General features: G+C 69.0%; 16 protein-coding genes. 12 read left to right on the top strand and 4 right to left on the bottom strand.

What is annotated here, in order from left to right; translation table 11 throughout:
• On the top strand, nt 1-240 hold a 240-nt coding region (locus ENN83_RS02095; RefSeq protein WP_287183497.1), incomplete at its 5' end, for a head-tail joining protein.
• A gap of 5 nt (nt 241-245) precedes the next feature.
• On the top strand, nt 246-878 hold the full coding sequence (locus ENN83_RS02090) for a DUF6441 family protein (RefSeq protein ID WP_287183494.1): 633 nt from the start codon (nt 246-248) through the stop codon (nt 876-878).
• Nucleotides 879-892: 14 nt separating this feature from the next.
• Here ENN83_RS02090 and ENN83_RS02085 read toward each other — a convergent pair whose 3' ends face one another.
• Together ENN83_RS02085 and ENN83_RS02080 are read right to left on the bottom strand one after the other, a co-directional pair.
• On the bottom strand, nt 893-1183 hold the full coding sequence (locus tag ENN83_RS02085; RefSeq protein ID WP_287183491.1) for a type II toxin-antitoxin system RelE/ParE family toxin: 291 nt from the start codon (nt 1181-1183) through the stop codon (nt 893-895).
• On the bottom strand, nt 1171-1455 hold the full coding sequence (locus ENN83_RS02080) for a CopG family ribbon-helix-helix protein (protein WP_287183488.1): 285 nt from the start codon (nt 1453-1455) through the stop codon (nt 1171-1173). Before ENN83_RS02080 ends, ENN83_RS02085 begins: the two co-directional genes overlap by 13 nt.
• Before the next feature lie 89 nt (nt 1456-1544).
• On the opposite strand from ENN83_RS02080, the gene ENN83_RS02075 reads away from it, so the two are divergent.
• The 4 genes from ENN83_RS02075 to ENN83_RS02060 all read left to right on the top strand — a co-directional run bounded on the left by ENN83_RS02075 (nt 1545) and on the right by ENN83_RS02060 (nt 3609).
• Nucleotides 1545-1967 carry an acyl-CoA transferase gene (locus tag ENN83_RS02075; protein WP_287183485.1) on the top strand — a complete coding sequence of 141 codons (423 nt, stop codon included), beginning with the start codon at nt 1545-1547 and terminating at the stop codon, nt 1965-1967.
• A 24-nt stretch (nt 1968-1991) separates the two neighbouring features.
• On the top strand, nt 1992-2930 hold the full coding sequence (locus ENN83_RS02070; RefSeq protein WP_287183482.1) for a phage tail tube protein: 939 nt from the start codon (nt 1992-1994) through the stop codon (nt 2928-2930).
• Nucleotides 2930-3367 (top strand): hypothetical protein, encoded by a 438-nt coding sequence (locus ENN83_RS02065; RefSeq protein ID WP_287183479.1) that lies wholly within the window; start codon nt 2930-2932, stop codon nt 3365-3367. The genes ENN83_RS02070 and ENN83_RS02065 overlap by 1 nt, the downstream gene beginning before the upstream one ends.
• A 71-nt stretch (nt 3368-3438) precedes the next feature.
• The gene (locus tag ENN83_RS02060) at nt 3439-3609 is read left to right on the top strand and encodes a DUF7697 family protein (RefSeq protein ID WP_422662628.1); all 171 of its coding nucleotides are present in this window, start codon (nt 3439-3441) and stop codon (nt 3607-3609) included.
• Here the strand turns inward: ENN83_RS02060 and ENN83_RS02055 are convergent.
• Nucleotides 3580-3870 (bottom strand): HigA family addiction module antitoxin, encoded by a 291-nt coding sequence (locus ENN83_RS02055; RefSeq protein WP_287183475.1) that lies wholly within the window; start codon nt 3868-3870, stop codon nt 3580-3582. The genes ENN83_RS02060 and ENN83_RS02055 overlap by 30 nt on opposite strands.
• Before the next feature lie 22 nt (nt 3871-3892).
• Nucleotides 3893-4174 (bottom strand): type II toxin-antitoxin system RelE/ParE family toxin, encoded by a 282-nt coding sequence (locus ENN83_RS02050; RefSeq protein WP_287183472.1) that lies wholly within the window; start codon nt 4172-4174, stop codon nt 3893-3895.
• Between the two features lie 89 nt (nt 4175-4263).
• Here ENN83_RS02050 and ENN83_RS02045 point away from each other — a divergent pair, with 89 nt between their 5' ends.
• The 6 genes from ENN83_RS02045 (at nt 4264) to ENN83_RS02020 (ending at nt 8755) form a co-directional block, all read left to right on the top strand.
• The gene (locus ENN83_RS02045) at nt 4264-6441 is read left to right on the top strand and encodes a phage tail tape measure C-terminal domain-containing protein (RefSeq protein ID WP_287183468.1); all 2178 of its coding nucleotides are present in this window, start codon (nt 4264-4266) and stop codon (nt 6439-6441) included.
• Nucleotides 6441-7067, top strand: a complete 627-nt coding sequence (locus tag ENN83_RS02040) for a DUF2460 domain-containing protein (protein ID WP_287183465.1) — start codon at nt 6441-6443, stop codon at nt 7065-7067. The genes ENN83_RS02045 and ENN83_RS02040 overlap by 1 nt, the downstream gene beginning before the upstream one ends.
• Nucleotides 7064-7414: a hypothetical protein gene (locus ENN83_RS02035; protein ID WP_287183463.1), complete on the top strand. Its 351-nt coding sequence runs from the start codon at nt 7064-7066 to the stop codon at nt 7412-7414. The genes ENN83_RS02040 and ENN83_RS02035 overlap by 4 nt, the downstream gene beginning before the upstream one ends.
• 134 nt (nt 7415-7548) lie before the next feature.
• Nucleotides 7549-8202 (top strand): lysozyme, encoded by a 654-nt coding sequence (locus tag ENN83_RS02030; protein WP_287183460.1) that lies wholly within the window; start codon nt 7549-7551, stop codon nt 8200-8202.
• Nucleotides 8203-8207: 5 nt separating this feature from the next.
• A complete protein-coding gene (locus ENN83_RS02025; protein WP_287183457.1) occupies nt 8208-8438 on the top strand; it encodes a hypothetical protein in 231 nt (76 codons plus the stop codon).
• 86 nt (nt 8439-8524) lie between these two features.
• Nucleotides 8525-8755: a hypothetical protein gene (locus ENN83_RS02020; protein WP_287183454.1), complete on the top strand. Its 231-nt coding sequence runs from the start codon at nt 8525-8527 to the stop codon at nt 8753-8755.
• Nucleotides 8756-8871: the final 116 nt, after the last annotated feature.

Below are 8871 nucleotides of genomic sequence, written 5' to 3'. Positions count from 1 at the left end.
GCCGAGGGTGGTGCGCCGGTGCTCGTGCGCGCCATCCTGCGGCGGCCGGACGATGTCACCGGCTTCGGCGAAGCGCGCCTCTGGTCGGAGACCACGCGCGTTGATCTGCGTATCGCCGAGGTTCCGAACCCGCGTCCCGGCGACCGCATCGAGATCGAAAGCGAGGCGTTCCTAATCCAGGGTGAGCCGGTCCGGGACCGCGAGCGGCTGGTCTGGACCGTCGACTTGCGCCCGGCCTGACCGCGATGAAGCTGAAGCTCGATATCACCCCCGACCTGGCCGCCATGATGGCCGCCGAAATCAGGGCCGGCGAGAAGGCTGTCACCGCCGCCACGCGCGAGGCCGGAAACATCCTCAAGACCGCCTGGCGAGCGCAGATCGTGGGCGCGGGGCTCGGCCAGCGCCTTGCCCGCTCGATACGGAGCCAGACTTACCCGAAGGGGCGCCAGAGTCTGAACGCCGCCGCCCTCGTCTGGTCGAAGGCGCCGGTAATTATCGGTGCCCATGACACCGGCCCGCTGATCCGCTCGCGAAATGGCTTCTGGCTGGCCATCCCCACCGAAGCCGCCGGGCGCGGCTTCCGCGGTGGTCGGATCACCCCGGGCGAATGGGAGCGCCGCCGTGGCCTGCGGCTGCGCTTCGTCTACCGCCCGCGCGGTCCCAGCCTGCTTGTGGCCGACCGCGCCCGGATCAATACCCGCGGCCAGGCTGTGGCGTCACGTTCCAAGACCGGCCGCAACCAGGTCACAGTGCCGATCTTCCTGCTGGTCCCGCAGGTCAAGCTGCCCAAACGGCTGGATCTGGCGCGGGATGCTGAGCGCGCGCATAAGGCGGTGCCGGGGTTGATTGTGGCGAATTGGGTGGATGGGAGGCTGTAGCCGCTCGCCCACCCTCAATACCCAGCTTCACGCTGGTGGCGAACGGCCAGGACCACCGCTGTTTCGCCATCAAACCGATAGAGCGACACATACCCGCTGTCACCGAACGCGATGAACCATTCGCGGAATTCCGGAGCCATCTCCTCGACGGGGCGACCGACACCCGGCTGGTCGCGCAGTATGTTCATGCCCTCGCGGATGGATTTGGCCGCGCGGCGCGCTGCATCGGGGTTTTTGTCGGCGAGGAACCGGCAGAGCCGCTCAACGTCCCGCAGAGCTGCGGGAGACCAGATCAGTCGTGGCATTCAGGAGCGTCCGCATCTTCACCCGCTTCCAGCCTGGCAAGCCAGGCATCGGCTTCGTCATGCGTGACGTGCTTGCCACTGGCCTGAAATTCCTCCCATGCCTGCAACCCGGCCTGACGAAACGCCTCGCGCTTTTCCTCGCGATCGACGAACTGCGCCACGGCCTCGCGGAGCATCCAGTGGGTGGAGCGGTCTCTGGCCTGCGCTAATCGCTTGAGGCGGTCGCGGGTGTTCTGATCAAGTTTCACGGCAATTGGGCGGACGGCGTTCATGGGGATGACTCCATACGGGTATTCACAGGTATTACCTTTAGCACATCAACACCCCTCGAAGAAGTCACAATTCAGCAAGAGCATCCGTAATGCCCACACCCCGCGAAACGATCCTCGCCGCGCTGCATGCGCGGCTTTCGGCGCTGCCCGCCACCGCCCTGCGGGGTGAGGTGCTGCCCGAACGTGTCCCGAGCGAGGGGCTGCTGATCCTCCGCGACGGTGAGCCCGGTGAACCCGAGGTGACGCTGTCGCCACTGCGCTACCACTACCAGCACCGCGCCGAGATCGAGGCGGTCGTGCAGGGCCCCGACCGTGATGCCGCCTTCGACACGTTGACCGCCAGCATCGGTGCAGCACTCGCCGCCGACCGGACGCTGGGCGGGCTCTGCGACTGGGTCGAGGCGGAAGCGCCGCGCCCGGTCGATCTGCCGGTAGAGGGCGCGGCCAGCCTCAAGGCCGCCGTGATCCCGGTGATCCTGCACTATTCCACGGCCGACCCGCTCAGCGGCTGACACCCAACACCACAGGAGACGACAATGGCACGAGCGCAAGGCGCGCGGGCGCAGATGGCGCTGGCGTTCGAGACGACATATGGCACGCCGCCCGCGAGCGGTTTCACCCGTATGCCCTTTGCCAGCGCGACGCTGGGGGCCGAACAGCCGCTTCTGAACAGCGAGCTTCTGGGTTACGGTCGCGATCCGCTGCCGCCGATCAAGGATGCGGTGACCGCGGATGGCGATGTGGTGGTGCCGATCGATGCGCAGGCCTTCGGGTTCTGGCTGAAGGCGGCCTTCGGTGCGCCGACAACAACCGGCACCGGCCCCTGGACACACGAGTTCCAGTCGGGGTCTTGGACGCTGCCAAGCATGTCGATCGAGACCGGCATGCCTGAGGTGCCGCGCTATGCGATGTATTCGGGCTGCGTGTTGGATCAGCTTTCATGGCAGATGCAGCGCTCGGGGCTGCTGACGGCCACCGCGCGGTTGGTGGCGCAGGGCGCGACTGTGAGCACTGCCACCAGCGCGGGCACACCTGCCACGCTCGACCTGCAGCGCTTCGGCCACTTCAACGGGTCCATCAAACGCAACGGGACAGCGCTGGGTAATGTGGTGTCAGCCGAGATCACCTACGCCAACAATCTCGACCGGATCGAGACCATCCGCGCTGATGGCCGTATCGATGGCGCGGACCCGTCCATCGCCGCGCTCACGGGGCGGATCGAGGTGCGCTTCGCCGACCAGACGCTGGTGACGCAGGCGATCAATGGCGATCCCTGCGCGATGGAATTCGCCTACAGCCTGCCCTCGGGCGAGAGTTTCACCTTCACCGTGCACGCCGTCTACCTGCCCCGCCCGCGCATCGAGATTTCCGGCCCGCAAGGTGTGCAGGCCAGTTTCGACTGGCAGGCGGCGCGCGACAGCGTCGAGGGGCGGATGTGCACCGCCACCCTCGTGAATGATGTGGAGACGTATTGATGCTCACGCTCGACCTGACAAACGCGCCGCGCTGGCACGACCTTGCGCCCGGGGTGCGGGTGCAGTTGCGCCCATTGACCACCGCGCTGATGGTGGCCACGCGCAGCGATCCGGAGGTGGAAGCCGTGCCCGATGAAGCCTCCGACGAGGAGCGCGCCATGGCCTTCGCGAAGGCGCTGGCACGCCGGGCGGTGCTGGCCTGGGCGGGCATCGGCGATGCGGACGGGAATCCCATCGATCCGAGCCCCGAGGCCATCGACGCGCTGCTCGACATCTGGCCGATCTTCGAGGCCTTCCAGCTGACCTATGTCTCGAAGGGGCTGCTGCTGGAACAGGAAAAAAACGCCTCCGCGCCCTTGCCGAGTGGGAATTCGGCGGGGGCGCAAGATACTGCGAAGCGTGCACGCAAACCTGCCCGGACTGCCCGGCGCGGCTGAACCGTCCGGAAACGCCGGAGGGTTGGCAGGTCTGGGATCTCGTCGGCCGTCTCGGCGGGCAGCTCCGCGTACTGCCGGGCGCGGTGATCGGCTGGGACATGTCCGCCGCGCTGGCGCTCGGTGACGCCCTCTGCGTGCCGCCCCTCGCCATGGCCGAACTGCTGCCGCCCATCGAGGCGGTGATGGTGACCAAGCTCAACGAACAGATGACGTCAGGCCGCCTCGAGGGGCGTGATGTCTGAGACGTCGATCGTGGCGCGCGCGCGGGCCAGATCCCACGCCCGCTGAAGGTTCATCCAGTATTCCGGCGTCGTGCGGAAGAACTTCGCCAGCCGCACCGCCGTGTCCACGGTGAGCGTCGTCTCACCCCTCACCAGCCGTTCGATCCGCGTGCGGGGAACATGCAGACGCTTGGCGAGCGCGATCGGGCTCAGGTCGAGCGGCCCGAGATAGAGTTCTTCCAGAACCTCGCCGGGGTGAGAGGGGTTCTTCATCAGTGTCATGTCGCGCCCTTTCAATGCCTGTTCAATGGTAGTCGACGATCTCGACGTCGGCCGGTCCCTGATCGGTCCACACGAAGCAGATGCGCCACTGGCCGCCCACGCGCACCGAATGCTGTCCCGCGCGGTCGCCCTTCAGTTCCTCGAGGTGATTGCCCGGCGGAAACCGGAGATCCTCGAGGACCACGGCGGCATCGAGCGCCGACAGCATCGCCCGCGTTCGCTTGACCAGATCGGCCGGGAAACCCTTGCCGAACCGATCCGCCACCGCGTTCGCCGCGCGCTTGCCTTTCGTGCTGACGATCATGGGGATATGTATCACGACATGATACATATTTCAAGGGGCGCGTGGAGCTGTTCTGCGGGCCGACGTCTTCTTCACAAGGAATATCGGGAATGGCCGAAAAACGTGTCTCCGTCCGCCTCGCGGCCGTGGGCGGACGGCAGGTGCGCGCTGAGCTCGAAGGCGTGGGCGAGGCCGGCAAGCGCGGCTTCGGGCGGCTGAGCCAGGAGATGGAGGCCGCGAACCGGCGGCTGGCGGGCTTCGCGCGGCGCGTGCGCGTGGCGGCAGCGGCCGCCGTCGCAGCTGCGACCGCTGCCGGCGTGGCCATGGTGCGCTCGGGGCTCCAGACGGTGGATGCGCAGGCAAAGCTCGCCGCCTCCCTCGGCACCACCGTCGCCAGCATCCAGGTGTTGGAGCGCGCGGGCGAGATGGCCGGCGTGTCCATGGGTCAGGTCGAGCAGGCAACCGTCCAGCTGACCCGACGGCTCAGCCAGGCCGCTGCTGGCACGGGTCCTGCGGTGGAGGCGCTGCGCCGGCTGCGGCTGTCGGCGGAGGATCTGCAACGCCTGCCGCTCGATGCGCGCATCGCCGCGATCCAGCAGGCGCTCGGGCAGTACGTGCCGGAGGCAGAGCGCGCGGCCGTGGCCTCCCAACTCTTCGGCGACCGCGCTGCGTTGGTCTTCACCCGCATCGACACGGCGACGCTGCGCCAGGCGACGGAGGATGTGCGGGATTTCGGGGTGGTGGTCTCGGACCAGGATGCCCGCCAGATCGAACGCACCAACGATGCGATCTCGCGGCTGGGGCTGATCTGGCGCGGACTCTCGAACCAACTGGCGGTAGCCGCCGCTCCGGCGCTGGAGTCCGTGGCCGATGCCATGGCGGCTGTCGCCCGCACGACCGGCCCCCTCGGTCAGGCCATCCGGGGGCTGTTTGATAATATCGGGCGTCTGGCCAGTATCGCTGGCACGTTTGCCGCCTTCATGGCCGGGCGCTGGGTTGCCGGGCTGGCGGCTGCTGCGCTCTCGGTGCGCGGGCTGGCCACGGCGCTGGGCGTCCTGCGCGGTGCGCTGATCCGCACCGGCATCGGGGCGCTGATCGTCGGCGCGGGCGAGTTGGTCTATCAGTTCGGGCGGCTGGTCTCCGGCGCCGGGGGGTTTGGCAATGCGCTCGAGCTGATGGGCGATGTGGCGCGCGCCGTCTGGGACGGCATGGGTCGTTATCTCGGCTCTTTCGCCGACGACTTTCGCGCCATGCGCGCCGATATCGAGGGCATCTGGACGCGGCTGATGGCCTTCCTTGCGGGCAGATGGGCCGATTTCCTTGGCCAGATCGGCCCGATCTTCAATGCGGTGTCCGAGCGCATCGGCTCGGACCTGCAGATCGACTGGTTCGGGGCGCAGTCCTGGGCGTCGATGCTGGATCATGCGGCCAGCAATGCTGGTGTTGCCGCCGAGCGCTTTCGCGAGCGTGCTGCTGAAACCCGCGCCACGGCCTTCGATGGCCTGCGCGAGGCGGTGGCCGCGCTGGTGGCAGCGGTTCAGGGCTCGGGTGATGAGACCGAGGATGCGCTCGATGCCGCGAGCGCCGGGGCACAACGCGTGGCCGATGCGCTCGACGAGGCCGAAGCTGCCGCAGGGCGCGCAGGTGCTGCAGGCCGGCAGGCGGGGGAAGAGACCGGCAGCGGCGCGGACACGGCCCTTACCGGCTGGCAGGCGGTGACGGCGGCGCTGTCGGACTATGCGGACCGCGCCCGCGAGATCGGTAGTGATATCGGGGATGCGCTGGTGGGCGCCTTCCGATCCGCCGAGACCGCCATTGCCGACTTTGTGCGCAAGGGTAAGCTCGATTTCCGCGACCTTGTCACCTCGATGATCGCCGATCTCGCGCGGCTCGCGGTGCGGCGCTTCATCCTCGGCCCTCTGGCGGGGTTGCGCTCGGGCGTCCTCGGTGGCGCCGGCGGCATGTTCGCCTCCGTCCTGCATGCAGGCGGCACGGTAGGCATGCCCGGTCCCGACCGCATGGTCCCGGCGCTGGCCTTCGCTGGTGCCCCGCGGATGCATGCGGGCGGTTGGGCCGGTCTGCGGCCGGATGAGGTGCCCGCGATCCTGCAGCGCGGCGAGCGGGTGCTTTCGCGCCGAGAGGCTGCGGGTTACGGCGCGCGGGGCGATGGCGGGACGACCGTCAATGTCACCATCATGGCGCGCGACGCAGAGAGCTTCCGGCAGTCCAGAACACAGGTCGCAGCCGACATCGCGCGCGCGGTCAATCTCGGGCGGCGAGGCATGTGATGGCGTTTCACGAGGTCCGGTTTCCGGACAATATCAGCCGTGGCGCGCGCGGCGGGCCGGAGCGGCGCACGCAGATTGTCGAACTGGCTTCTGGCGACGAGGAACGCAATGCCAGCTGGGCCAATTCGCGCCGCCGCTACGATGTCGCCTATGGCATCCGCCGCGCAGACGATCTGGCGGCCGTCGTCGCCTTCTTCGAGGCGCGCAACGGCCGCCTCCATGGCTTTCGCTTCAAGGACTGGGGCGACCACAAGTCCAGCCCGCCCTCGGGCACGCCATCGCCGACCGACCAGGCGATTGGCACCGGCGACGGCGCGACGACGGCGTTCCAACTGGTGAAGCGCTACGCCTCCGGCGCGCAATCCTGGACGCGCGCCATCGCCAAGCCGGTGGCGGGCAGCGTGCGCATCGCGCTCGATGGCACCGAGCAGGGCAGCGGCTGGACCGTCGACGCCACGACCGGTGTCGTGACCTTCGATAGCGCGCCGGGCGCTGGCGTCGCCATAACCGCGAGCTTCGAGTTCGATGTGCCGGTCCGCTTCGACACCGATGCGCTCGACGTGACGCTCGACCTCGAGCGGCTCGGCTCGATCACCTCCATTCCGCTTCTGGAGATCCGGCGATGAACGACACCGGCAGCTTTGTGGCCGCCGTGCTGCGCGAACTCGCGGCCTCGACCGCCGTGATCCTCGCCGCCTGGGGCGCGCTCGGCGGCGCGACGAACGCGCTGACCACGAAGATGCGGCTGCGCGACGCGCTGCGGCACATCCTGCTCGGCGGACTGATCGCGGCCGGGATGGGCAGCCTCTCCATGGCTGTCATCACGAGCTGGATGGCCCTGCCGCCCGAGGCAATCCCGGCAGGCGGTGCTGCAGGGTCCGCCGCCTATCTCGTGGGCGTCTTCGGGCCGGCCTTCATCGAGATGCTGCTCGCCCGGCTGCGCCGCGCCAATCAGGGCGACGGCGATGAATGACCTTCTCCGCCTCGCACGCTCTCTCCGCTGCGACCCCGCCGACCCTCGGCAGGCCTTCGCTCACCGCCTGCGCATCGGCCTTGCCGTCGCGGCGCTGATCCTGGTCCTCTCGCTTCTCCGGTAATCCCATGCACATGACCGACCGGGGCCTGCTGGCCCTCGTCCGGCACGAAGGACTCGTGCCCGGGCCCTATCTCGATGTGAAACAGGTCTGGACCTTCGGAATCGGCCACACGGCTGCGGCTGGACCGCCCGATCCTGCCACCATGCCGCGCGGCATGCCGGCCGATCTCGACGCCGGGATCCGCGAGGCGTTCCGCGTCTTCCGCGCCGATCTCGCGCGCTACGAGGCCGCGGTCCTGCGCGCCGTGAAGGTGCCGCTGGCGCCGCACGAGTTCGATGCGCTGGTCAGCTTCCACTACAACACCGGCGGCATCGCGCGGGCGGCGCTGACCCGCCACCTCAATGCCGGAAATCGCGTTGCAGCCGCCGACGCGTTTCTGAACTGGCGGCGACCGGCCTCGATCATTCCGCGCCGGGAAGCCGAGCGCGACCTGTTCCGCCATGGCCGCTATCCCGGCGGAACCATCCCGGTCTGGTCCGTGGATCGCACGGGCCGCGTCGATTTCTCCCGACCAATCCGACGCCTGACCGAGGATGAGGCTCTGGCGCTGCTGCGGCCGTCGCCGCTGCCGAGGCCGCCGGTCCTCGATCCTGCTCCCGACGCGCCCACCGGCTGGCTGGCCCGGCTGGCGGCATTCTTTTCCACCCTGATCCGGAGGGCCTGACCCCCATGCGCTACATCCGACTGACCTCGCTCACCTGGTGGGCGGGGCTTCTCGCCGTGCTCACCGGCATCGCCTCACTCGCACTGCCCCCGGCCGGGCCGTTCGGGGAACTGTCCCGCCTCGTCGCGCTGCTCGCCGGTTCGGGCGACGCCTCGCCCGCGGGGCTGATGTTCCTCGGGCTCGGCCTGATCGGCCTGCGCGACCGGATCGAGCGGGGGTTCCGCGGCGATGCTTGAGTTCCTCGCAGGTCTGGTCGTGGGCGGCAGCCTCGGCGTTCTGGTCGTCGCCCTCTGCGTCGCCGCGGCGCGCGGGGAGCGGGACGATGGCTGACATTCTGATCTGGTTGGTCGGGGCTCTGGGCGCGGTTGGTGGGGTGGTCCTCGGCCGGTTCTGGGGCCGCGTGGAAGGGGAGCGCGAAGGCAAACGGGAGGCCGAACGTGATGCGATGGAAGACAAGAGCAAGCGCGTCGAACGCGGGCGCGACGCGGTTCGCGATGGCCGCGGCGCTGGCGATCCTGCTGACCGGCTGCGCCGCAACGATGGGAACTGGTGACGCGGGCTGTGCCTCCTATGCCGAGGCGAGGCTCGCCCGGCCGGCTGCCGAGACCGTCGCAGCCGTGCCCCCGGACTGGGCGGACTGGATCGCCGATCTCGATGACCGCATGACGG

The sequence above is a fragment of the Rhodovulum sp. genome (assembly GCF_011048875.1).
Classification (GTDB): Bacteria; Pseudomonadota; Alphaproteobacteria; order Rhodobacterales; family Rhodobacteraceae; genus Rhodovulum; species Rhodovulum tesquicola.
The sequence above is the reverse complement of the archived record's forward strand: the minus strand, read 5'-3'. Positions and strand labels throughout refer to the sequence as shown.

What these genes read in the sequence shown, in the direction of transcription:
- ENN83_RS02065 (WP_287183479.1), top strand. Translation starts at nt 2,930, where the DNA reads ATGCTCACGCTCGACCTGACAAACGCGCCGCGCTGGCACGACCTTGCG.
- ENN83_RS02075 (WP_287183485.1), top strand. Translation starts at nt 1,545, where the DNA reads ATGCCCACACCCCGCGAAACGATCCTCGCCGCGCTGCATGCGCGGCTT.
- ENN83_RS02050 (WP_287183472.1), bottom strand. Translation starts at nt 4,174, where the DNA reads ATGATCGTCAGCACGAAAGGCAAGCGCGCGGCGAACGCGGTGGCGGAT.
- ENN83_RS02035 (WP_287183463.1), top strand. Translation starts at nt 7,064, where the DNA reads ATGAACGACACCGGCAGCTTTGTGGCCGCCGTGCTGCGCGAACTCGCG.
- ENN83_RS02025 (WP_287183457.1), top strand. Translation starts at nt 8,208, where the DNA reads ATGCGCTACATCCGACTGACCTCGCTCACCTGGTGGGCGGGGCTTCTC.
- ENN83_RS02045 (WP_287183468.1), top strand. Translation starts at nt 4,264, where the DNA reads ATGGCCGAAAAACGTGTCTCCGTCCGCCTCGCGGCCGTGGGCGGACGG.
- ENN83_RS02090 (WP_287183494.1), top strand. Translation starts at nt 246, where the DNA reads ATGAAGCTGAAGCTCGATATCACCCCCGACCTGGCCGCCATGATGGCC.
- ENN83_RS02040 (WP_287183465.1), top strand. Translation starts at nt 6,441, where the DNA reads ATGGCGTTTCACGAGGTCCGGTTTCCGGACAATATCAGCCGTGGCGCG.
- ENN83_RS02080 (WP_287183488.1), bottom strand. Translation starts at nt 1,455, where the DNA reads ATGAACGCCGTCCGCCCAATTGCCGTGAAACTTGATCAGAACACCCGC.
- ENN83_RS02030 (WP_287183460.1), top strand. Translation starts at nt 7,549, where the DNA reads ATGACCGACCGGGGCCTGCTGGCCCTCGTCCGGCACGAAGGACTCGTG.
- ENN83_RS02070 (WP_287183482.1), top strand. Translation starts at nt 1,992, where the DNA reads ATGGCACGAGCGCAAGGCGCGCGGGCGCAGATGGCGCTGGCGTTCGAG.
- ENN83_RS02055 (WP_287183475.1), bottom strand. Translation starts at nt 3,870, where the DNA reads ATGACACTGATGAAGAACCCCTCTCACCCCGGCGAGGTTCTGGAAGAA.
- ENN83_RS02020 (WP_287183454.1), top strand. Translation starts at nt 8,525, where the DNA reads ATGGCTGACATTCTGATCTGGTTGGTCGGGGCTCTGGGCGCGGTTGGT.
- ENN83_RS02085 (WP_287183491.1), bottom strand. Translation starts at nt 1,183, where the DNA reads ATGCCACGACTGATCTGGTCTCCCGCAGCTCTGCGGGACGTTGAGCGG.